The organism is Nocardioides sp. LHG3406-4, from assembly GCF_049897745.1.
GTDB lineage: Bacteria > Actinomycetota > Actinomycetes > Propionibacteriales > Nocardioidaceae > Nocardioides.
The window spans coordinates 102,816-124,963 of the sequence record NZ_JAFCWV010000008.1 but is presented as its reverse complement, the minus strand read 5'-3'; the positions used below and the strand labels follow the sequence as shown (position 1 = coordinate 124,963).

Here is a 22,148-nt window from a genome sequence, read left to right as displayed (position 1 = left end):
CACAAGCGCACACGACCGCGACGACCCCAGACGAACGGCAAGATCGAACGACTCCATCGCACCATGGGCGACGGCTGGGCCTACAAGAAGCTCTACAACTCCGAAGCCGCCAGACGAGCGTCGCTGGCAGGATGGCTGCACCAGTACAACCACCACCGGCCCCACTCAGCCCTCGGTGGCCTTCCACCCATCACCCGGTTGGACAACCTGGCTGGGCATCACACCTAGTCCTGGCAGTTGTTGGAACGTTCGCGCAACGCGCGTTGCGCGAACGTTCCAACAAAACCCCGGGGCCAGGTGGGACGGGGAGAGACCCCCTCAGGACGGCCGGGCCTGGCGCCGCACCTCGGCCGCCCGGGCGTTGAGGTAGCGCTGCTCCGGGATGCTCGTGGACAGGCTGGCCGCGACGCGGTAGGCCTCAGCCGCCTCTCCCGGCCGACCTGCCAGCTCGAGCAGGTGGCCACGCACGGAGTGGAGGCGATGGTGCCGGCTCATCGACCGGTCCGCCAGCAGCGGGTCGGTGAGGGCCAGCCCCGCTAGCGGGCCTTCGGCCATGCCCACCGCGACCGCCCGGCTGAGGGTGACCGCGGGGCTCGGGGAGACGTCGTGCAGCATCGCGTAGAGCGTGGCGATCTGCGGCCAGTCGGTGTCCTCGACCCGCGCGGCCTCGGCGTGCACGGCGGCCACCGCGGCCTCGAGCTGGAAGCGGCCCACCCGTCCCCGCGGGAGCACCCGCTCCAGGATGGCCACCCCTTCGGCGACCAGCCGTCGGTCCCACAGCGACCGGTCCTGGTCGGCCAGGCGCACGAGGTCACCGGCGTGGTCGGTGCGGGCCGGGGTGCGCGCCGCGGTCAGCACCATCAGCGCGAGCAGGCCCGCGGTCTCGTCGTCGCCGGGCAGCCGCTCGTGCAGCAGGCGGCAGAGTCTGATTGCCTCGTCGGTGAGGGAGACGTCGACCAGGGCCTCGCCGCGGCTGACGGTGTAGCCCTCGTTGAAGACGAGGTAGAGGACGTGCCGTACGGCGGCCAGGCGCGCTGGGCGCTCGGCGGCGGGCAGCGGTCCGAAGCGTGCACCGGCCTCGCGGAGTGTGCCCTTCGCACGGCTGATCCGCTGCCCCATCGTGGTCGTGGGCACCAGGAATCCGGCCGCGACCTGCTCGGTGGAGAGCCCACCCACGGCGCGCAGGGCGAGGGCCACCTGGGACGCGGTGGAGAGCGACGGATGGCAGCAGAGGAAGAGCAGGTCGAGCGTGTCGTCCTCCGCCGGGCCCGGCCCGGGGTCCACCTCCTCGGCGGCCACCCGCAGCTCGCGGTCGGCACGGGCGCGCTCGCCGCGCCACCGGTCGACGAGACGGCGCGACGCCACCCGGACCAGCCAGCCGCGCGGCTGCTCGGGCACCCCGTCGCGGGCCCACTGCACGGTCGCGTCGGCCATCGCCTCCTGCAGGGCGTCCTCGCAGGCGTCGAAGTCGCCGTAGCGGCGGACCAGGGCACCGAGGACGTGCGGGACCTCGCGGCGCCACACGTCCTCGAGCCCGGCGCTCACCGGCTCACTCGTCCGCACCGCCGGGCCACATCGCCGGCCGGAGCTCGATGGTGTCGCCCGGGCTGGCGAACCGCTGGGCGATCTCCTCGGCGCGCTCCCGGTCGGCCACGTCGATGAGGAAGAAGCCGGCCAGGTGCTCCTTGACCTCGGAGTACGGGCCGTCGGTCGCGAGGACGGCATCGTCCTCCCAGCGGTAGACCGAGGCCGTCGCCGGGTCACCCAGCGCCTCCCCGCCGACCAGCTCGCCGTCCGCCCGCATCCGGGTCAGCAGCTCCTCGAACTCGCGGTCCAGCTGCGCGCGCCGCTCGGGCGGCAGCGCCTGGAAGGCGGCGTTGTAGTCACCCGTCGGGTGTCCCCAGGGCTGCGGGTTGGAGTGGATGAGGATGACGTACTTCATGGCTGCTCCTTCGTGTCGCTCTCATGGTGCCGGGTCGGCATCCACAGGGACATCGGAGCCGGCTGCGCGTTCTCGACATCGCCGTCTCGGCCGGCGTCAGGCGATCACGCTCAGCGCGCCGGGGAGGATCTCCACCACCAGCGGTCGATCCGCCGGCAGCACGCCGAGGGGCGCGCCGTCGGCGCCGACCGGCACGGGACGGGCGTCCCGCGCGGACAGCTCGACCCGCCGGCCCCGCAGCACGGTCACGTCGGGGCGCGCGACGTGCGAGCCGTCGTACAGGCTCGGCAGGGCCCGCGCCAGCGCGAGGCGCGACGCCGCCCCGACGACCACGACATCGAGCAGGCCGTCGTCCAGGACCGCCTCGGGCGCGATCCGCATGCCCCTGCTGCAGGACGCCGAGTTGGCGACGACCACGGTGGCGGCCGAGACGTCGGACGCGGTGCCGTCGACGACGATGCGGTAGCGCCCCGGCTGGTACGAGGCGAGCGCGCGCAGCGCCGCGAGCGGGTACTGCAGCGGCCTCGGCACCCACCGGGCCCGGTCGGCGGTCGCCGCGGCGCGGGCGTCCACGCCGGCTTGGACGCAGCCGACGACCACCCGGTCGCCGGCCCGGAGCAGGTCGATCGTGCGAGGAGCTGCGGTGAGGAGCAGCTCAGCCTGCTGTGCCGGTGAGGTGGGCAGGCCGAGCATCCGTGCGAGGCCGTCGCCCCGGCCCGTGGGCACGATCCCGAGGGTGCCGCCGAGGCGAGCGACGAGGCCGGCCAGCGACGACACCATCGCGTCGCCCCCGACCGACACGACCACGTCCCCGCGCTCGACGGCGGAGGTGGCGAGCACCCGGACCGCCATCGGCCCGGGCGAGTAGGTCACCTCGACCGTGGCGCCGGCCCGCCGCAGCAGCCGGGCCACCGGCACGACCGCCCCCGGTGCGGCACCGCCACCGGAGGCGGGGTTCACCAGGAAGGTGAAGGAGCGTCCGCTCACGGGATCAGCACTCCGGGGTTCAGCACGCCGGCCGGGTCGAGGGACGCCTTGACCGCCCGCAGGATCTGCACACCGACGGGGCCGACCTCGCGCGCCAGCCACGGCCTGTGGTCGGTGCCGACCGCGTGGTGGTGGGTGATCGTCGCGCCGGCGTCGACCATCGCGTCGGTCGCGGCGGTCTTCGCCGCGCGCCACTGAGCCAACGGGTCCTCGCCCTGCTTGACCGCGACGGTGAAGTAGAGCGAGGCACCGGTCTCGTAGACGTGCGAGATGTGGCAGAGCACGATCGCCTGGTCGCCCAGCGAGCCGGTCAGGGCCTCGCGCACCGCGGCGTACACCCGCTCGAGGCTGGACCAGAACGTCGCGGTCTCGAGCGTCTCGACGAGCACGCCGACGTCGAGCATCGAGTCGCGGAGGTACGGCGCGTGGAAGCGGCCCCGGACCCAGGCGGTGCCCGGCTCCTCACCGAGCGGAACCCCGCCGAGATCCTCGAGCGCGGCCGACACGGCAGCCCGCCGGGCGTCCACGGCGGCCCGGGTGCCCTCGTAGCCGGCGACCATCAGGCAGCCGCCGTCGCCGGCGCCGCCGATCGACTCGGGCCGGGCCAGGTTGAGGGCGGTCTCCGTCTCGTCGGACAGCCGCAGCACGGTGGGCAGGAGCCCGGACTGCGCCAGCGTGCGCATGGCGGTCGCCCCCTCCCCGAAGGTCGGCCAGCGCCAACCGTCGTACGCCGTGGTCGCGGGCAGTGCCCGCACCCGCACGGTCACCGACGTGATCACGCCGAGCGTGCCCTCGGAGCCGAGCAGCAGCTGGCGCAGGTCCGGGCCGGCCGCGGTCGCGGGCGCGGTGCCGAGGTCGAGGCGCCCGGACGGGGTGGCCGCGGTGAGGGCGACGACCATCGCGTCGAAGCGGCCGTAGCCGGCCGACGACTGCCCCGACGAGCGGGTGGCGGCGAAGCCGCCGATGGAGGCGTACTCGAAGGACTGCGGGAAGTGGCCGAGCGTCAGGCCGTGCTCCCCGAGCAGTGCCTCGGCCTCGGGTCCGCGCAGGCCGGGCTCGAGGGTCGCGGTCATCGACACGGGGTCGATGTCGCGGACGCCCTTCATGCGCCCCAGGTCGAGGGAGATGACGCCCGTGAAGCCGTCACGCAGGGCGACCAGCCCTCCGGTGACCGCGGTGCCGCCGCCGAACGGCACCACGGCGACCCGCCGGGCCACGGCGAGGTCGAGCACCGCCTGCACCTGGTCGTGGGTGGCCGGTCGCACCACCACGTCCGGGGCGTCGGCGAAGTCGCCGGCGCGGGCCTTGAGGAGGTCGGGCGTCGACTTGCCGCGGGTACGCCGTCGCCGGATGTCGTCGTCGGCCAGCACGTGCTCGTCGCCGACGACGGCGCGCAGCTCGGCGACGACCTCCTCGGCCAGGGTCGGCTCGGGCAGGGCGAACTCCTCGACGGCGGGCGTCTCGGCCGCGCCGAAGGCCAGCTCGACCAGCGCGCGGGCGGCATCGGGGAGGGCTGCGGCAGCGGCGGGGTCGCCCCAGCGGTGGGGGTGCATCTCGCGTGCGTCACCAGGAGTCATGCGTTACAGTGTTACACATGTCGTCACTTCGTCACTCGCCCGAAGAGGCACCCCGTGCCGACCCCCGCGAGGACGCCTATCTCGACGCCGCCCGGGCCTGCATCCTCGACGTCGGCTGGCGCCGGACCACGCTCACCGAGATCGCCCGCCGCGCGGGCGTGAGCCGGATGACGATCTACCGCGCGTGGTCCGACATGTCCCAGCTCCTCGGCGACCTGATGACCCGCGAGTGGGCCGGTGTGGTGGCCGCGAGCCACGGTGGGACGCTGATGGAGACCGTGCTGGCCACGGTGCGGGCGCTTCGGGAGAACGAGCTCTTCGTGCGCATCGTCGAGCTCGACCCGGAGCTGCTGCTGCCCTACCTCCTCAACCGTCGCGGCCGCTCGCAGGAGGCGGTCATCGCGCTGATGGAGCAGGCCATCGTCGATGGTCAGCAGGCGGGCACCATCCGCCGGTGCAACCCGCAGGTCATCGCGCGGGCGCTGCTCCTGGCCGCCCACGGCTTCGTGCTGAGCGCGCACACGATGGTCGACGACGACGTCACCGAGGCCGACCTCGAGGCCGAGCTGCGCACCCTCGTCGAGCGCGCGCTGGCGCCATGAGCCCGCACATCGCCGCCGGTCTCGACGGCGTGCCCGCCGAGGTCGACGTGGTGGTGGTCGGGCTCGGCGTCACCGGCGCCGGGTGCGCCCTCGACGCGGCGACCCGCGGCCTGTCGACGCTCGCCGTGGACGCCCACGACCTCGCGTTCGGCACCAGCCGCTGGTCGTCCAAGCTGGTGCACGGCGGACTGCGCTACCTCGCCCAGGGACAGGTCGGCGTCGCCAGAGAGAGCGCGATCGAGCGCGGCATCCTGATGGAGGTCACCGCTCCGCACCTGACCCACGCGCTGCCGATGCTGGCGCCGCTCGGCTCGAGCGTCAGCAGACGGCAGGGCGGCCTGACCCGGGCCGCCTTCACGGCCGGCGACCTGCTGCGACGCAGCGCGCACACCTCCGCGCAGACCCTGCCCCGCCCGCGCCGGATCTCCGCCACCGAGGCGCTGGCGCTCGCTCCCGACCTGCGACCCGAAGGGCTGCGCGGCGCCCTGCTCTCCTGGGACGGCCAGCTCGAGGACGACGCCCGGCTCGTCACCACGATCGCTCGCACGGCCGCGGCGTACGGCGCCCACGTGCGCACCCGCGCCCGGGTTCTGTCCGCCACCGGCGACCGGGTGGAGCTGCGCGATGAGCTCACCGGCGCGACCCGGACGGTCACCGCGCGTGCGGTCGTCAACGCGACCGGCGTGTGGGCCGGCTCCCTGGTCGACGAGGTCAGGCTGCGGCCGAGCCGAGGCACCCACCTGGTGCTGCGCGCCGCCACGCTGCCGGGGCTGCGGGTCGCGGTCACCGCGCCCGTTCCGGGAGAGACCAACCGCTTCGTGCTCGTGCTCCCCCAGCCCGACGGCACGATCTACGTCGGGCTCACCGACGAGCCCGTCGAGGGCGAGGTGCCCGACGTGCCCGAGCCGGCCGACGACGAGATCGGCTTCCTCCTCGACGTGGTCGGTGCGGCGTTCTCCCGCCCGCTCCGACGCAGCGACGTGGTGGGCGCGTTCGCCGGGCTGCGACCGCTTCTCGACACCGGCGACGGGTCGACGGCCGACCTCTCCCGCTCGCACGCGGTGCTCCGCTCGGCCACCGGGGTGGTGACCGTCGTCGGCGGGAAGCTCACGACGTACCGCCGGATGGCCCAGGACGCGCTGGACGCCTGCGCCCTCGACGCGGGGCCCTGCGTCACCGCACGCACGCCGCTGCTGGGCGCCGCGCCCCGCGCCGAGTTGGCCGGTCTAGAGCTGCCCGCCCGCCTGGTCCGGCGCTACGGCACCGACGCGGCGCTGGTGCTCGACACCGCGCGCGCGATGACCGGGTACGACGACGACGCGCTGCTGGCTCCCGTGGCCGACCGCGTGCCGGCGACCTTCGCGGAGCTGGTCTTCGGCGTCACCCACGAGGGCGCGCACGACGTGGGGGACCTGCTCGACCGGCGTACCCGCATCGGGCTGGTCGCCGCCGACCGGGCGCTCGCCGTGCCTGCTGCCGAGCGCGCCCTGTCGCTCGTCGAGGCACGAGGCGCGCGCGCCGCCGCAGGTTGAGGTGCGAGGAGCGCCAGCGACGAGCCTCGAAACCAAGACACCCAGGGACCTCAACCGGCGGGGGCACGTCGGTCTAATGTCTGCGCATGAGCGTGAGCCACGCCGGACCGCTGCGTCACGGCCTCACCCGGATGCGCGGGCGCGATCCGTCGGAGTCGCACCGGGCCGCCACGCCCCTGGAGCTGCTGTTCGACCTCACGTTCGTCATCGCCTTCGGCACGGCGGCCGACGAGCTCGCCCACTTCCTCGCCGAGGACCATGTGCGCGAGGGACTGATCGGCTTCGCCTTCTCGGTGTTCGCCATCTCGTGGGCGTGGATCAACTTCTCGTGGTTCGCGTCGGCGTACGACACCGACGACTGGGTCTACCGCCTCACCACGATGGTGCAGATGATCGGCGTCCTCGTGCTGGCGCTCGGCATCCCGGCGACGTACGAGTCGCTCCTCCACGGTGACCACCTGGACAACAAGGTGGTCGTGGCCGGCTACGTCATCATGCGGATCGCGATGGTCGCCCAGTGGCTGCGCGCCGCCCGTCAGGACCCGGACCACCGCCGGGTCGCGAACACCTACGTCCTCACGATCGTCCTCGCGCAGGTGCTGTGGGTCGGGCTGGTGCTGCTGGACCTCCCGGTCGGCCCGTTCTTCCTGATCGCGATCGTGCCGTACGCCGTCGAGGTCGCCGGCCCGATGATCGCCGAGCTCCGCCTGGGCGGGTCGCCGTGGCACCCGCACCACATCGCCGAGCGCTACAGCCTGATCGTGATCATCGCCCTCGGGGAGGGGCTGATCGGCACGACGGCCTCCCTCAACGTGCTCGTGGGACCTGAGGGCCCGGGCTGGTCGGTCGACGTCGGGCTGCTCGCCTTCGCGGGGGTGGCCCTGACGTTCGGCATCTGGTGGACCTACTTCGTGCTGCCGCACGGCGCACTGCTGGCCGCACGGCGCGAGGAGCGCGCCTTCGGCTGGGGCTACGGCCACATCGTGCTCTTCGGCTCGATCGTCGCCGTCGGTGCCGGGCTGCACGTGGCCGCCTACCTCCTCGGCGACGACACCGCGCTGGGCCGCACGGCCACCGTCCTGACCGTCGCCGTTCCGGTGGCGGTCTACGTCGCCATGCTCTACGTCATGTACGCCCTGCTGACCCGGACCTTCGACCCGTTCCACGTGCCCCTGGTCGCCGCGTCGGCCGTGTGCGTCGCCGCTGCCGTGCTGCTCGCCGACACGTCGATGACGTGGGCGCTGGTCGTGCTCGCCGCCACACCGTGGGTCACGGTGGTGGGCTACGAGCTGATCGGGCACCGTCACAACGCCGACGTGCTGGACCACCTCGAGCGACGCTGACTCCTCACACGTATCGTCCACGCGTGCAGTTCCGTGGCTTGGTGGCAGACACGCGCCCGCTGCAGAACGAGCACTTCCGTCGACTCTGGTTGGCGAACATCATCACCGTCATCGGCGCTCAGCTCACGGTGGTCGCGGTGCCGGCGCAGATCTACGCCGACACCGGCTCGTCGGCGTACGTCGGGCTCACCGGCGTCTTCGGCCTCGTGCCGCTCGTCGTCTTCGGGCTGTACGGCGGCGCGCTGGCCGACGTGTTCGACCGGCGCACCCTGCTGGTGGTGACCACGGTCGGGATGATCCTCACCAGCGGGCTCTTCTGGCTCCAGGCCGCCATGGGCATGCGCAACGTGTGGCTGCTGCTGTGCCTGTTCGCCGTGCAGCAGGCGTTCTTCGCGGTCAACCAGCCCACGCGCAGCGCCGTGGTGCCGAGACTCGTGGGCGACGAGCTGCTGCCGGCGGCCAACTCGCTCAACATGACCGTGATGCAGGCCGGGGCGATCGGCGGCCCGCTGGTGGCGGGTGCGCTGATCCCGGTTCTCGGGTTCGAGTGGCTCTACCTCATCGACACGTTCACGCTGCTGGCCACGCTCTCGGCGGTGGTCCGGCTGCCGCCGCTGCCGGTGGAGGGAGCGGTCGGCGGAGTGCCGGGGCTGCGGTCGGTGGTCGAGGGGCTGGGCTACCTACGCGGCCAGCCGGTGCTGCTGATGTCCTTCGTCGTCGACATCATCGCCATGGTTTTCGGGATGCCGCGGGCGCTCTTCCCCGAGGTGGCGCACGAGAGCTTCGGCGGGCCGGAGGCTGGTGGGCTGGCCTTCGCCATGCTGTTCGCCGCGATCCCCGCGGGAGCCGTGCTCGGGGGCATCTTCTCGGGCTGGGTCTCCCGGGTCGCCGCACAGGGCCGCGCGGTGGTCGTCGCGATCGTGGTCTGGGGGCTGGCCATGGCCGGCTTCGGGCTCGCCGTCGGGTTCGCCGACGTCTCACCGCGCGTCATGCTCGTGATCGCCCTGCTCATGCTGGTGATCGGCGGCGCCGCCGACATGGCGAGCGCGGCCTTCCGCACGAGCATGCTGCAGACCGTGGCCACCGACGCCGTGCGCGGCCGGTTGCAGGGCATCTTCATCGTCGTGGTCGCCGGCGGTCCGCGCGTCGCCGACGTCGCCCACGGTGCCACCGCGGCCATCGTCGGAACCGCGGTCGCCGCTACGGGCGGCGGCGTGCTGGTCGTCGTACTCACCGTGGTCGCCGCGATCGCCGTGCCGAGCTTCGTGCGCTACCGGGTCACGACGACCGCTGGTTGACGTGCCGGCGCCGCTGGTTCAGCTGCGAGCGACCGCCGCTGGTTGAGGTGCGAGGAGCGCCAGCGACGAGCCTCGAAACCGAGGCGCCCTCACATCCACCAAGGCGCCTCACAGCCAGCGCATCGAGGCGCCGTGCGGGCGGGTCCAGGCGACCGCGCGGCCGTCGAGGCCCAGCACGAACGCCACCTGGTCGTCGGGGATCTCCGGCCCGGTGGCGGTGACGACGGGATGGACCCGCTTGCCCTCGTTGCTCACCCAGCGGCACCGGCCGTCGGCCACCAGTCCGGCCATCATGTCCTCGAAGCGTCGGCGCCCGGGATCCTCCACGTAGGCCAGCACCGCGCTGTGGAACACCACCACCTCGCCGTACGACGACGCCTGGTCGACCAGGTCCGGCAGATCCTCGAGCAGGTCACCGGCGACGAGGTACGGCGGGTCGGCGGCGGCGATGGCGATCGCCTGCTGGAGCCTGGCCCGCCTGTCCTCCTGCTCCGGCCAGACCAGGTTGGCCAGCCAGGCCATCTGGTCGGGGTCGGTGACCGAGAGCGGGTGCAGGTCGATGCCGCCGCGCCAGGCCACCTCCGGCAGGGCGTCCGGCACCGGCATCGGACCGGACGCCTCGCACGTCAGCAGCGGACCGGGGCCCGACAGCACGCCGAGAGGCGACCAGTCGTAGGACCAGCGGTCGGGGTAGAGGCACAGCCCCGCCGACGGGCCGACCTCGAGCAGCGCCAGCGGGCGGCCCGCGGCGGCCGCCACCTGCGCGAGGACCGGGGTGAGCGTGGCCAGCCGGCCGACCTCGTTGGTCTGCGTGGCGCGCGCCATGATCGTCGCTCGGATCGCGCCTCCGGCGGACTCGTCGGCGAGCAGCGCGGCGCGCAGACCGGAGTAGGGCCCTGGAGCGGGCACGCCGTGCCAGCGTCCGGCCGCGAAGACGAGGTTGGGCTGCTGCTTGATGCCCGGCAGCGTCGCGATCCACGCCTGCACGTCGGCGTCGGCGACCACGCCGAGCGCCCACTCCTCCAGGCACGGCGATTCGCCCGCGGCGTACCGCGCGAAGTCGGCGTACTGCGCGACGACGTCGGTGTGCAGCTCCATCAGCCGGCCGGGAGCGCCACGTAGGTGGTCTCGAGGTACTCCTCGATGCCCTCGAAGCCGCCTTCGCGTCCGAAGCCGCTCGCCTTCACCCCGCCGAACGGCGCGGCCGGGTTGGAGACGAGGCCGGTGTTCATGCCGACCATGCCGAAGTCCAGGAACTCCGCCAGCCGCAGCGAGCGGTCGAGGTCGCGCGTGTAGGCGTAGGCGACCAGGCCGTACTCCGTCGCGTTGGCCGCCGCGACCGCGTCCTGCTCGGTCTCGAAGCTGGTCACGGGGGCGACCGGCCCGAAGATCTCCACGGTGTTGATCTGCGCGCCGGCGGGTACGTCGGCCAGCACCGTCGGCGGGTAGAAGTAGCCCGCGCCGGTCGGCGCCTCGCCGCCGCACACCACGCGGGCACCGTCGTGGACGGCGTCGGTCACGAGCTGCCCGACCGACTCGACCGCGTCGGTGTCGATCAGCGGTCCGACGTCGACGCCGTCGTCCTGGCCACGTCCCACGGTCAGTGCCGCCATCCGCTCCCCCAGCCGTGACGCGAACTCCTCGGCGATGGAGGAGTGCACCAGGAAGCGGTTCGCCGACGTGCAGGCCTCGCCCATGTTGCGCATCTTGGCGATCATCGCGCCGTCGACCGCGGCATCGAGGTCGGCGTCCTCGAAGACGAGGAACGGCGCGTTGCCACCCAGCTCCATCGAGACGCGCTGGAGGTTGTCGGCCGACTGCCTGACCAGGATCTTGCCCACCTCTGTCGAGCCGGTGAAGCTCACCTTGCGCAGCCGGTCGTCGCCCATGATGGCTTTGCCGACCTCAGAGGAGGAACTGGTCGTCACGACGTTCAGCACCCCGGCCGGCACGCCCGCCTCGGCGAGGATCCCGGCCAGCTCCAACATCGTCAGCGGCGTCTGCTCCGCGGGCTTCACGACCATGGTGCAGCCGGCGGCGAGCGCCGGGCCGATCTTGCGAGTGCCCATCGCGAGGGGGAAGTTCCACGGCGTCACGAAGAGGCACGGTCCGACCGGCTTCTTCAGGGTCAGCAGCCGGCTCCTGCCGTCGGGGGCGGTCATCCAGCGGCCGTGGATGCGGACCGCCTCCTCGGCGAACCAGCGCAGGAACTCCGCGCCGTACGCCACCTCGCCGGCCGCCTCGGCCAGCGGCTTGCCCATCTCGAGGCTGATCAGCCGGGCGAGGTCGTCGGTGCGATCCACGACCAGCTCGTACGCCGCCCGCAGGATCTCTCCCCGCTCGCGCGGGGCCGTGGCGGCCCAGCCTGCTTGGGCCGTCACCGCGGCGTCGAGGGCGGCGATCGCGTCTCCCTCGCCGGCGTCCGCGACCTTCGCCAGGACCGACTCGTCGGCGGGGTCGAGGACGTCGAAGGTCGTGCCGTCAGCGGCCGCCCGCCACTCGCCACCGATGAACAGCAGGTCTTTGAAGTCGGACACGTGACTCACCTCGTCTGGACCGGTCGGGATTTTGCTTTGTCATTTGGCGGAGGTCGTGACGCGCCCATCCCCGCCGTGGGAACATTCTCTAGGCCCCCCGCAAGGGATGGGCCAGGCGCCCCTTGCCGACCCCATGCGGCAAGGGGCCCACCTTCTTCAGGCTCGCTTCCGGGCGCCCACGACGGTACGCCGAGCATCGCGCCACGCGATCAGGGCGGTGCGGAGCCGAGGCGACGACACGTCCTCGCCGCGCCGCCTCGCCCTGAGCTGCTCGACCAGCCACTGCGGTGCGTCGGTACGCTCGATGGCCGCCGACTTCGTGAGCAGCTCGCCGGTGACCAGGCTGTGCCGGCCGCGTGCCATGGACGTCAGCCCCAGGTCGGCGATGACGGGGTCGAGCCACATCCGGGGGCGGCGCGCCGCCCAGGCCCAGTAGCCGCAGACCTCGGCGCGTGCGGCCGCCCGGACGTCGTCGTCAGTCATCGCGGGCAGCACCTCGAGGGGCTCCCGCCCGACGACGGCGTAGCCGTGGCGGACGAGCTCTGCCCTGGCCACCCCCGACAAGATGCGCTCGACCATCGAGCCGTGCGTCCAGGTCGGGTGCCTCGCTTCCGGGTCGAGCAGGGACGCCCCGTCGACGTAGACGCAGCCGAGGTCCAGTTGAGCGCCCATCCCCGCATCCAGGTCCCCGTGGAGCTCCGCCAGCGCCGTACGGCGTCGGGCGTCGACCGGCCCGGCGACCAGGGCCGTCAGGTCGAGATCGCTGATCCCCGGCGAGTAGTCCCCCGTCGCCAGCGATCCCCCGACCCACAGCTCGGTGACCCAGCCCAGCTCAAGCAACCGGCGGCCCAGCTCCTCGACCACCGGCGGCTCCTTCATGGCCGCACCCTAGATCCGAGAGCAGCCGAGGACGAGCAGATGGATGCGGCGGCGACCAGACCAAGCCTTCGTGGTTGATCAACCGTTCGACCAAACGTGTGCCTTGGTCGAACGGCTGATCAACCCTCGTGCACCCCCTCGGTCGAGGTTTGTGGGCGAGTCGTGGGGTTTGTGCCCTGTGCGATGGGCACGAACCCCAGGAGTCACCGGATATCCGGTGACTCCCACCGCCCCAGGCAGCGAGCGGAAGCCGTCAGCCTCCGGCGCGCAGCAGCGCCTCGAGCAGCGGGCCCGCGGTGCGCCGTCCGCCCAGCCCCACGTCCACGAACGCGGCCACGGCGAGGTCGCCCTGCGCCGCCACCATCCAGGCGTGCAGCATGCGCTTGCCGTCGCGGTCGAACTCCGCGGTGCCGGTCTTCGCGATCACCGGCGGCCCGGGCAGTCCCGCGAGGAAGGTGCCGCTGCCCTCGGTGACCACCCCGCGCAGCATCCCGCGCAGCACGTCGGCCTCGGGGATCGGCGTCTGCTCGGCGGCGGCGGTCGCGGTCAGGAGGTGGGGCACGACGGTGTGCCCGGCCTGCACCGAGGCGATCACCGCCGCCATCGTCATCGGTGAGGCCAGCACGCTGCCCTGCCCGATCATGTCGGCCGCCCTCTCCGTCTCGCTGGCCGGCGGCTCGACCTGCCCGAAGTACGCCGGGAAGCCGAGGCCGTGGTCGACGCCGAGCCCGAGCGAGGCGGCCGCGTCGGCGAGACCGCTGTCCGGGAGCTTGCCGCGCGAGGCGATGAAGGCGGTGTTGCAGGAGTTGGCGAGCGCCGAGCGCAGCGGGATGGTGCCGATCCGGCCGATCGGGTAGTCGTCGTAGTTCTCGAAGCGCTTGCCGTCCACCACGACCGACGACGTGCACGGCACCGGGCTGGCAGGGGTGAGCCCGGCGCGCAGCAAGGCGAGGCTGCTGACGATCTTGAAGGTCGACCCGGGTGCGAACTGACCGAAGGTCGCCAGGTTGTAGCCCTCCGTGCCGGGGCCGTTGGCCGCGGCGAGGATCGCCCCGTCGGAGGGCCGGATCGCCACCAGCGCACTGCCCGGGCCGACACCGGCGAGGATCCGCTCGGCCGCGATCTGGAGGCGCTCGTCGAGGGTGGTGGCCAGCGGCTGGCCGTCGGTCTGGTCGACGCGGAAGAGCTCCTCCTCGGCGCCGTCGGCGCTGACCCGGTCGACCACCAGGCCGGGGGTGCCGCGCAGCTGCGCGTCGTACCTCGACTGGAGCCCCGAGAGCCCGGCGACGTCGCCGACGGCGTAGGTCTCGGGACTCTTCTCGACCATCTCGGCCGTCACCGGTCCGACGGTCCCCAGGATCGGCGCGGCGAACCCGCGGGTGGGGCCGAGCTGCTGCGTGCCGGGGATGCCGCGCGCGCCGGGAATGGCCTCGATGCCCTGGGCGACGGCCGGTTCGACGTCCTCGGTGCGCAGCGCGATGGCCTCGACGAACGCCTTGGGCCCAGCCGCGGTGACGGCGGTCGCGAAGCGGTCGGGGTCGACCTCGACCAGCGCCGCCAGTGCCCGCGCCGACGCGTCCGCCTGCGCGACGTCCACCTGGGTGCGGTCGATGCCGAAGCGTACGACGTCGCGCGCGGTCACGAGGGGCAGGTCGCCGGCGCCGGTGATCGGGCCGCGAGCGGGGTTGATCGTCGTGGTGTCGAGGGTGTCCCCGTCGGCGAGGTCGGGGTGGATCAGGGCCGGGGTCCAGTCGACCTTCCAGGCGTCGTCGACGAGTCGCAGCTCGACCGGGACGTCGTACTCCCAGGGCTCACCGGCCACCTCCCACTGCCAGGTCAGCGCCGACGTCGCGACGTCGTCGGCCACCTCGGTGTCCGCGGCGGTGACCGAGCGCGGCAGGTCGGCCACCGACTCGAGCACCGGCGCCAGCTCGGTCGGCACGTCCCCTGTCTCCAGCGCGCCGGCCAGCCCCTCGAGCACCGGCTCGGGGTCGGGCCCGTCGGACCATGGCAGGTCGCAGGCCGACAGGCAGGCCGAGAGCAGGAGCAGGGTGAGGGCCGCCGAGCCGGTCCGGATGCGCATGGCGTCTGTCTATCAAGCGGTGCCGAAACTTCGCGGATCGAGACACATGGCGGTCCTCCACGTTCTGCTGCGGTTCATCCGGCCGGAGCCGAGCGGTCACCGCCCGGAGCTACCGTCCGCGCATGCCGAAGAACCCCGCCGGGCGACCGCCGGAGCTCGCCACCCTGCTGGCGATGGACCCCGTCGAGCTCGCCGCCGAGGTGCTCGTCCGGGTGTTCACGCCGGTGCTCGACGACAGCTATCCGCAGGCCAAGGGACTCGCGCAGACGCTGGCCGACCTCGGCTCGGTGCCCTTGAGCGCCTGGACCTGGAACCCCTCCCGCCCCCACGACGGAGCGATCGCTCGGCTCACGCTCGAGCTGGTCCTGATCTGGGAGCGCGCCGGGGTGGCCGCTCGCGGCGTCTTCAACGAGTCGAACGAGGTCGTGCTGCTGATGCGCGGCGAGGCGCTGCTGCGACTGCCCGATGCGCGCCGCGCGGTCGAGGACGAGCTGAGGTCGTCGGCTCCTGCCCCGCTACGGGAGTCGGCTGACTAGCCGTCTCGCCACGGTGAGTCCGAGCCCCGTGCGCTCGCGGAGCAGCTTCACGCCGTGCACCGGTCTCCCGTGATCCTTGAGGACCAGGACCTGGGTGAGAGTCTCCTCGTCGGGGACGGCACCGGGTGCCACCATCCCCGCGGCGATGGACCGAGCCACCTCGAGCCGCACCTCGCCGATCTCGTGACCCGCCGCGTCGATCGGTGCCGGTGATGATCGGCCCGGGCCGAGGAACCGGAAACCGACGCCCGAGATCACGATGAGGGCCAACGGCCCGAGGATCAGCAGCAGTCCGAGCTGAGTGTCCATGTCGCGAATGGTAGAGGTCAGAAACCAGCCGCTCGATGGCTCGGGCACGCCCCGAAGGCGTCGTAGGGTGACCATCCATCGTCGACTCGGGGGTAGACCATGAAGACACGACTCGCAGTGCTTGCCGCCCTGGTGGCAGCGACACTCCACCCGGCCAGCGCTTCCGCCGCCGAGGCCGTCAGCTGCGACGGACGCACCGCAACCATCACCGGCACGACCGGGAGCGACACGCTGGTCGGGACCGAGGGCCCCGACGTCATCGCCGGTCTCGGCGGTCCGGACACGATCAGCGGGCTCGGCGGGGACGACGTCCTGTGTGGCGACGAGGAGGATGACTTCCTCTATGGCGGTCCTGGTGACGACCGGCTCTTCGGCGGCTTCAACGCGGCGTGGGCCGACCCGGGCGGCACCAGGACCGGTCCCGCTGACACGGTCGACCCGGGACCCGGCGACGACTACGTCGACCTCGGCGTCGACACGCGCGGGTTCCGCGGCGCTGCGGACGACGAGACCCTCGACTACGAGTCGCTCGGTCACGGCATCACCGTGGACCTCGTCTCGGGGCGGGTGATCGCCGACGGCGTCGACACCGTGGTGCTGGTGCCCGGGCTGACGATCCACGGCACGGCCTACGACGACACCATGACCGGCACCGCCCGCAACGACCACTTCTGCGGCGGCCCGGGCGACGACGTGCTCACCGGCGGTGACGGCGACGACGTCCTGCGGGGCGACAACGCGCTGGGAGTGGGCTGCGACTCCATGGGCGGCCTCGACCGGGCCGACGAGGGCGACGACCGGCTCGACGGCGGCACGGGCGATGACGAGCTGGAGTCCCGCGCCGGCGACGACACCATGCTGGGTGGCGTCGGCCGCGACCATGTCGCCAGTGACGGCGCCGGTGAGGTGGTCGCGCGCGGAGGGACGGGCCGGGACGTCATCGGCGTCCAGCTGCTCGCCACGACCGGGGTGCACGCTGCCGGCGGCCGCGGGCACGACATCCTGGCCGCCAACCGCGGCGAGGGCTGGCGTCGTAGCGTCAGCCGCGCCCGTATCGAGGTCGACCTGGCTCGTGGCCGGCTCCGTGCCGCCGCACCCGGCGCTAGCGCCGGGGGGCGGGTCACGGGGTTCGAGGAGCTCGGCGCGGCACAGCTCTCCCGGGACCGCTGGGTCATCCGCGGCACCCGCAGGGCCGACTACCTCGATGCCAGCAACATCTTGGGAGGCACGGCGCGCATCCTCGGGCTGGGCGGCAACGACTTCCTCTACGGCGGCAACCGGTCCGACCGTCTCGACGGCGGCTCAGGGCGGGACGAGGTCTGGGGAGGCGCCGGGCGAGACCGCTGCGTGCGGGCGGAGAAGGTCAGGTCCTGCTAGCGCTCGCGCTCACTCCACCGTGACCGACTTGGCGAGGTTGCGCGGCTTGTCGATGTCGTGACCCAGGTGCAGCGCCGCGTGGTAGGCCAGCAGCTGGAGCGGCAGGGTCATCAGGATCGGGTCCAGCTCCGGCTCGCTGCGCGGTACGTCGATGCGGGTGGCGGCCACGCCACCCAGGTCGACGCCGTCGTGGGTGACCACGACGAGCGGCCCGCGGCGGGCGGCGATCTCGTGCAGAGCGCCCACGTTCCGCTCGGTCAGGTCGTCGGCCGGCACTACGGCGACCGTGGGCAGTGCGGGGTCGATGAGCGCGAGCGGGCCGTGCTTGAGCTCGGAGGTCTGGTAGGCCTCGGCGTGGCGGTAGCTGATCTCCTTGAACTTCTGCGCGCCCTCGCGCGCCACCGGGAAGCCGCGGACCCGGCCGATGAAGAACAGGCTCGGCGCCTCGGCCAGCGTGCGCGCGACCGCGGCGTACTCCTCCTCCTTGGCCAGCACCTGCTCGATCTGGCCGGGCAGGGCCTCCAGCGCCGTCACCAGCCGCCTGCCGTCGGCGATGGAGAGGTCGCGCACCCGGCCGAGCTGGATCGCCAGCAGCGCGAAGCCGAGGAACATGTTCGTCAGCGCCTTCGTGCTCGCCACCGCGACCTCGGGTCCCGCGTGCAGGTAGATGCCGCCGTCGCACTCGCGGGCGACCGCGCTGCCGACGACGTTGACCAGGCCGATGACGCGCCCGCCTTTGCGACGGATCTCCTGCACGGCGAGCAGCGTGTCGATGGTCTCGCCGGACTGGCTGACCGCGACGTAGAGCGTGTCCGGCTCGATGATCGGGTTGCGGTAGCGGAACTCGCTGGCCGCCTCGGCATCGGCCGGGATGCGGGCCAGGTCCTCGATCAGGCCGGCACCCATCTGGCCGACGTAGTACGCCGAGCCGCAGCCCAGGATCTTCACCCGCCGGATCGCGCGGAACTCCCGGGGCTCCATGTTGAGGCCGCCCAGGTGCGTGGCCCCGAAGCGCTCGTCGAGCCGGCCGCGCAGCATCCGCTCGGCAGCGGCCGGCTGCTCGAGCATCTCCTTGTGCATGTACGACGCGTGCTCGCCCGCCTCGTAGGCGTCGGGGTCCACGTCGACGCGGGTGGCGGCCTTCGCGGTGGCCGTCAGGTCGTGACGGAAGGTGGTGAAGCCGCCCGAGGTGACGGTGGCGAGCTCTCCGTCGTCCAGCATCGCCACGGTGGTGGTGTGCCGCACCAGCGCGGCCAGGTCGGAGGCGACGAACATCTCCTTGTCCCCGACACCGACGATCAGCGGGCTGCCGTTGCGGGCCACCACGATGCGGTCGGGGAAGTCGGCGTGCAGCACCGCGAGACCCCAGGTGCCGTCGATCACTGACAGGGCATCGGACACCTTGCCCTCGAGGGTGTCGGCCGGCGACCGGGCGACGAGGTGCGCGATCACCTCAGTGTCGGTGTCGGACACGAGCTCGACGCCGTCGGCCGCGAGCTGCTCCCTCAGCGCGCTGGCGTTGTCGATGATCCCGTTGTGCACGACGGCGACCCGCTGCCCGGCATCGGTGTGCGGGTGGGCGTTGACGTCGGTGGCCGGGCCATGGGTGGCCCAGCGGGTGTGGCCGATGCCCGCGGTGCCGGTGAACCTCTTCGGCAGCCCGTCGGCGAGGTCGCGCACCCGCCCGGCCCGCTTGGCGACCCTGAGGGCCCGAGTTCCCCGTCCGTCGGTGCGGACCACGAGGCCGGCCGAGTCGTAGCCGCGGTGCTCGAGACGACCCAGCCCCTCGAGCAGGATCGACGGAGCCTGCTGTGAGCCGATGTAGCCGACGATCCCGCACATGGTGTCTCCTGTTCGTCCGGCCGTTCAGCCGTAGATGATCCGGCGAACCTGCCGGGCGGTGAGCTCGGGCCCGGCGACGACGCGCTGGGCCAGCTCGGTGGCGATCTGGTCGTAGATGTCGGAGTTCTTGGCCCCGTGGGCCTTGAGCCGAGCGTGCCGACGACGGACGAAGTCGTCGGTGGACTCTCGGTGGAAGGCCACCACGTCGTCGATCACCCGCCGGGCCTCGGCGGACGACAGCCCCGTGGTCTCCATCAGGTGCACCACCAGTGGGTCAGCAGCGGGATTCGGGCCGGGCACCACCAGATCCTGCGCCAGGTATGTGCCGGAAGGCAACTTTCTGCCCGATTTCGGGCAGAACGGCCCGATGTACAACCTCAGCCCACCCCTGCGAGCGGCCCCGCTAAGGCCCGAAGTGGAACAGACGGTCACCCAGGACGCCGTCGCAGGACGTCAGGTGGGGAATCAGACGCATCTTTCAGCGTAGAGGTGGCGCACAGGTGGGGATCGGCGTACTCTGGTGAACACGAAGTGAACGGGAGGTGTCACATGAGCAACCCACAGAAGGCCAGTGAGAGCCAGGCGACCGGCCTGCACATGCAGTGGAGCGAGGTGCGCGACGAGCGCGGCCGCACGCGACTGGAGGCCCGCTGGGTGTGTGACCCGCCGTCCGCCCGCCCCCACCCGGCACCCACGCCCCACGCGGCCTAGCCGGTCGACGACACCGGCCCGGCTTGAGCCGGCGGCGACCACCGGACTCCCTGGCCACGCGCACGCCCGCTCGCTCCTGCCTGGCGTGTCGATGCCGGCGTCGGTGGCAGAGTTGCCCTGGACTCACCCCCTGACGACGACCGTCGGCGGTGACGTGCGTCGAAGGGACGGGGATCGATGGCGTGGCGTGCGCGGCGGCCGACGCCTGGGACGGCGCTGGTCGTGGCGGACCCGTCGGTCGACCCGGCGGTCTACTCGCGGGGCGTGCGCGCCGGCCGCGTCGTCCTGGTCGGTCCCGAGAGCGTCGCCCCGACCGCGCGCAAGCACACCTGGGAGTTCGTCCGACAGCCGGCACAGCTCGAGACCCTGAACCTGGAGCTGCGGTCGATCGGCCCCGTCGACCACCTCGTGATCGCCACCAAGGGCAGGGCACGGCGCCAGGCACGCCTGCTGGGCGCCCTCTCCCCGCACGTGGTCAGGGGCGGCCTGGTGCAGCTGCACCTCACCCCGGCCGTGCGCGACACTCTGCTGCCCCTTCTCGAGCGGATCCGCGAACGCGCCTCCTCCAGTACGGCGTCGAACATGCCGAAGTGGCGTCGCGAGCTGGGGCTGGGCATCGATCAGCCGACGCCGACGGCGTACGGCCTGGCGGTGAGGAAGTCGCTGCAGCACTTCGTGCTGCTTCGTGACGCCGAGGTGGCGCAGGTCCTGAGAGCGAGACCGGGCTCTCCACGGCTGTCGGTCCTGGCGAGACGAGGGGCTGGGCAGCTGTCGGCCCACCACCAGGTCTCGTCGTACCCGAGCACGGCCCCGGTGGCGGGCCTCGGTGCCGACATCGACTACCCGGAGCTGACCCTGCGCAGGTACGAAGGAGCACTGACTCTCGGATCCGCAGCGCTGGTGACCACGGACTCGGTGGTGCTCCCGGAGTCGTTCAAGTGGCAGGGTGAACGCGTCCATCAGCCAAGGATCAAGCTGGTGGAGTCGCACTTCGGGCGCATCAGGGGCCCACGTGCCGACCCTCGGCACCTGCCGGGCGCCTACTACTTCTTCGACTACGCGCACCCGGGGCACTACGGCCACCTGATGACGGAGGCGTTGGCGAAGCTGTGGGGGTGGGAGGAGGCGAAGGCCGTCGACCCCGGGCTCCGTCTGTTGATGCGCACGCACCATCGAGACGCCGCCCGCGGCCGGCCGCGGGCCGACCTCGCCGTACTCCGTGCCTACGGGATCCACGAGGACGACCTGGTCTGGGTGGACGGCGCGGTGACCGTCGACGTCCTGGTCGGCGCGACGCCCACGTGGCACAACAAGTCGCCCTTCTACGCCCACCCGGAGACCCGGCACGTGTGGCAGCGGCTTCGCAGCGGGTTCGGCGTGGCGGAGCCCGCACAGGAGAGCCCCCGCCTCGTCTTCGTGACCCGGCACGAGGGGAATCGGCTCTGTCGCAACGTGGGGGCGGTCGAGGAGCTGTTCCGCGAGTTCGGCTTCAGCATCGTCCATCCCGGCGGGCTGAGTCCTGGCGAACAGGCGAGCGTCTTCTCCAACGCCCGGGTGATCGCGGGGTTCGGTGGCACGGGCATGTTCAACATGCTCTACGCCAGCGGACTCGAAGATGTCGTCGTGCTGAACCATGAAGCCTATGAGGCCCGCAACGAGCACATGATGGCCGCGCTCCTCGGCGCCGACGTGCACTACTTCTGGAGCGCCCCGGATGTGGCCCGGCCGGTCGGCTACTACGAGGCGTTCCAGTCCGGCTGGGAGTTCGACCTGGCGACGAACGAGGGGCCCCTGCGTGAGCTGCTCGAGCGACTGACCTGAGGCGATGAGGGCCTCGGGCGCGGGTCGACCGGGTCCGTATCGCCAGGTGGGCACGTCGGGAATTAATCCGGCGCCCCGTTGTTGGAGTGGTTGAATTCCCAACCAACTTAGGAGCCCTACCGTGACGCAGACCCCCGATTTCGACGCCCCCACCACCGCCGTGGAGAACATCTCCGGCGACTACACGCTGGACGCTGCCCACAGCCGCCTCGGCTTCACCGCCAGGCACGCCATGGTCACGAAGGTGCGCGGGCAGTTCAAGGACTTCACCGGCACCGCACACATCGACGCGGCCAACCCGTCGGCGTCGAACGTCCAGGTCGCGATCAAGGTCGACTCGATCGACACCGGCGTCCCCGACCGTGACGGCCACCTCAAGTCCGGCGACTTCTTCGACGTCGAGAACCTTCCGGAGATCACCTTCACCTCGACCTCCGTCGAGCGCAACGGCAGCGACTGGAACATCACCGGCGACCTCACCATCAAGGGTGAGACCAAGTCCGTGACGATCCCCTTCGAGGAGACCGGCTCGGCGCAGGACCCCTTCGGCAACCTGCGCATCGGCTTCGAGGGCCGCACCACGATCAGCCGCAAGGACTGGGGCCTCACCTGGAACGCCGCGCTCGAGACCGGCGGTGTCCTGGTGTCGGACAAGGTCGTCCTGGAGTTCGACGTCTCCGCGATCAAGAACGCCTGAGCCAGCACCACGCAGCAGCAGCAGCCTCGCAGTAGGCAGGCTCGCTAGTAGGCAAGCAGAGCCCCGAGACCACGG

At 72.4% G+C, this 22,148-nt stretch carries 21 protein-coding genes; 10 read left to right on the top strand and 11 right to left on the bottom strand.

Annotation, left to right across the window (positions count from 1 at the left end):
• On the top strand, nt 1–228 hold a 228-nt coding region (locus ACP7BP_RS21335), incomplete at its 5' end, for an integrase core domain-containing protein (RefSeq protein WP_426247708.1).
• Between the two features lie 90 nt (nt 229–318).
• Here ACP7BP_RS21335 and ACP7BP_RS21330 read toward each other — a convergent pair.
• The 4 genes from ACP7BP_RS21330 to ACP7BP_RS21315 all read right to left on the bottom strand — a co-directional run bounded on the left by ACP7BP_RS21330 (nt 319) and on the right by ACP7BP_RS21315 (nt 4,506).
• Nucleotides 319–1,545, bottom strand: a complete 1,227-nt coding sequence (locus ACP7BP_RS21330; protein WP_426247707.1) for an RNA polymerase sigma factor — start codon at nt 1,543–1,545, stop codon at nt 319–321.
• 4 nt (nt 1,546–1,549) lie between these two features.
• A complete protein-coding gene (locus ACP7BP_RS21325; protein WP_426247706.1) occupies nt 1,550–1,942 on the bottom strand; it encodes a YciI family protein in 393 nt (130 codons plus the stop codon).
• Between the two features lie 96 nt (nt 1,943–2,038).
• Nucleotides 2,039–2,929 carry a diacylglycerol/lipid kinase family protein gene (locus ACP7BP_RS21320; protein WP_426247705.1) on the bottom strand — a complete coding sequence of 297 codons (891 nt, stop codon included), beginning with the start codon at nt 2,927–2,929 and terminating at the stop codon, nt 2,039–2,041.
• Entirely contained in the window at nt 2,926–4,506 is a 1,581-nt protein-coding gene (locus tag ACP7BP_RS21315; protein WP_426247704.1) for an FAD-binding oxidoreductase, read from the bottom strand. The genes ACP7BP_RS21320 and ACP7BP_RS21315 overlap by 4 nt, the downstream gene beginning before the upstream one ends.
• A 17-nt stretch (nt 4,507–4,523) precedes the next feature.
• Here ACP7BP_RS21315 and ACP7BP_RS21310 point away from each other — a divergent pair, with 17 nt between their 5' ends.
• The 4 genes from ACP7BP_RS21310 (at nt 4,524) to ACP7BP_RS21295 (ending at nt 9,281) form a co-directional block, all read left to right on the top strand.
• Nucleotides 4,524–5,108 (top strand): TetR/AcrR family transcriptional regulator, encoded by a 585-nt coding sequence (locus ACP7BP_RS21310; RefSeq protein WP_426247702.1) that lies wholly within the window; start codon nt 4,524–4,526, stop codon nt 5,106–5,108.
• A complete protein-coding gene (locus tag ACP7BP_RS21305) occupies nt 5,105–6,640 on the top strand; it encodes a glycerol-3-phosphate dehydrogenase/oxidase (protein WP_426247701.1) in 1,536 nt (511 codons plus the stop codon). The genes ACP7BP_RS21310 and ACP7BP_RS21305 overlap by 4 nt, the downstream gene beginning before the upstream one ends.
• 86 nt (nt 6,641–6,726) lie before the next feature.
• The gene (locus tag ACP7BP_RS21300) at nt 6,727–7,983 is read left to right on the top strand and encodes a low temperature requirement protein A (protein ID WP_426247700.1); all 1,257 of its coding nucleotides are present in this window, start codon (nt 6,727–6,729) and stop codon (nt 7,981–7,983) included.
• 41 nt (nt 7,984–8,024) lie between these two features.
• Nucleotides 8,025–9,281 carry an MFS transporter gene (locus ACP7BP_RS21295; protein ID WP_426247698.1) on the top strand — a complete coding sequence of 419 codons (1,257 nt, stop codon included), beginning with the start codon at nt 8,025–8,027 and terminating at the stop codon, nt 9,279–9,281.
• Nucleotides 9,282–9,389: 108 nt separating this feature from the next.
• Here the strand turns inward: ACP7BP_RS21295 and ACP7BP_RS21290 are convergent, their stop codons facing one another.
• The 4 genes from ACP7BP_RS21290 to ACP7BP_RS21275 all read right to left on the bottom strand — a co-directional run bounded on the left by ACP7BP_RS21290 (nt 9,390) and on the right by ACP7BP_RS21275 (nt 14,780).
• Entirely contained in the window at nt 9,390–10,379 is a 990-nt protein-coding gene (locus tag ACP7BP_RS21290) for a DUF2332 domain-containing protein (protein WP_426247696.1), read from the bottom strand.
• Complete coding sequence (locus ACP7BP_RS21285; protein WP_426247694.1) at nt 10,379–11,818, bottom strand: NAD-dependent succinate-semialdehyde dehydrogenase; 1,440 nt, start codon at nt 11,816–11,818, stop codon at nt 10,379–10,381. The genes ACP7BP_RS21290 and ACP7BP_RS21285 overlap by 1 nt, the downstream gene beginning before the upstream one ends.
• Nucleotides 11,819–11,974: 156 nt before the next feature.
• The gene (locus ACP7BP_RS21280; RefSeq protein WP_426247692.1) at nt 11,975–12,697 is read right to left on the bottom strand and encodes a nucleotidyltransferase domain-containing protein; all 723 of its coding nucleotides are present in this window, start codon (nt 12,695–12,697) and stop codon (nt 11,975–11,977) included.
• A gap of 253 nt (nt 12,698–12,950) precedes the next feature.
• A complete protein-coding gene (locus ACP7BP_RS21275; RefSeq protein WP_426247690.1) occupies nt 12,951–14,780 on the bottom strand; it encodes a penicillin-binding transpeptidase domain-containing protein in 1,830 nt (609 codons plus the stop codon).
• A 122-nt stretch (nt 14,781–14,902) separates the two neighbouring features.
• Between ACP7BP_RS21275 and ACP7BP_RS21270 the strand changes: the two genes are divergently transcribed.
• Nucleotides 14,903–15,316, top strand: coding sequence for a hypothetical protein (locus tag ACP7BP_RS21270; protein WP_426247689.1), 414 nt, complete (start codon nt 14,903–14,905; stop codon nt 15,314–15,316).
• On the opposite strand, the gene ACP7BP_RS21265 is transcribed toward ACP7BP_RS21270, so the two are convergent.
• On the bottom strand, nt 15,296–15,625 hold the full coding sequence (locus ACP7BP_RS21265) for a hypothetical protein (RefSeq protein ID WP_426247688.1): 330 nt from the start codon (nt 15,623–15,625) through the stop codon (nt 15,296–15,298). The two genes, ACP7BP_RS21270 and ACP7BP_RS21265, sit on opposite strands and share 21 nt — an antisense overlap.
• Before the next feature lie 99 nt (nt 15,626–15,724).
• Here ACP7BP_RS21265 and ACP7BP_RS21260 point away from each other — a divergent pair, with 99 nt between their 5' ends.
• Nucleotides 15,725–17,002 (top strand): calcium-binding protein, encoded by a 1,278-nt coding sequence (locus tag ACP7BP_RS21260; RefSeq protein ID WP_426247686.1) that lies wholly within the window; start codon nt 15,725–15,727, stop codon nt 17,000–17,002.
• A gap of 9 nt (nt 17,003–17,011) precedes the next feature.
• On the opposite strand, the gene glmS is transcribed toward ACP7BP_RS21260, so the two are convergent.
• Together glmS and ACP7BP_RS21250 are read right to left on the bottom strand one after the other, a co-directional pair.
• A complete protein-coding gene (gene glmS, locus ACP7BP_RS21255) occupies nt 17,012–18,844 on the bottom strand; it encodes a glutamine--fructose-6-phosphate transaminase (isomerizing) (protein ID WP_426247684.1) in 1,833 nt (610 codons plus the stop codon).
• Nucleotides 18,845–18,868: 24 nt separating this feature from the next.
• Nucleotides 18,869–19,144: a hypothetical protein gene (locus tag ACP7BP_RS21250; RefSeq protein WP_426247683.1), complete on the bottom strand. Its 276-nt coding sequence runs from the start codon at nt 19,142–19,144 to the stop codon at nt 18,869–18,871.
• Nucleotides 19,145–19,393: 249 nt separating this feature from the next.
• Here ACP7BP_RS21250 and ACP7BP_RS21245 point away from each other — a divergent pair, with 249 nt between their 5' ends.
• From ACP7BP_RS21245 to ACP7BP_RS21235, 3 genes are all read left to right on the top strand, one after another.
• Nucleotides 19,394–19,555: a hypothetical protein gene (locus ACP7BP_RS21245; RefSeq protein ID WP_426247682.1), complete on the top strand. Its 162-nt coding sequence runs from the start codon at nt 19,394–19,396 to the stop codon at nt 19,553–19,555.
• 177 nt (nt 19,556–19,732) lie between these two features.
• Complete coding sequence (locus ACP7BP_RS21240; RefSeq protein WP_426247681.1) at nt 19,733–21,376, top strand: glycosyltransferase family 61 protein; 1,644 nt, start codon at nt 19,733–19,735, stop codon at nt 21,374–21,376.
• Nucleotides 21,377–21,497: 121 nt separating this feature from the next.
• A complete protein-coding gene (locus ACP7BP_RS21235) occupies nt 21,498–22,073 on the top strand; it encodes a YceI family protein (RefSeq protein ID WP_426247679.1) in 576 nt (191 codons plus the stop codon).
• Nucleotides 22,074–22,148 lie beyond the last annotated feature (75 nt).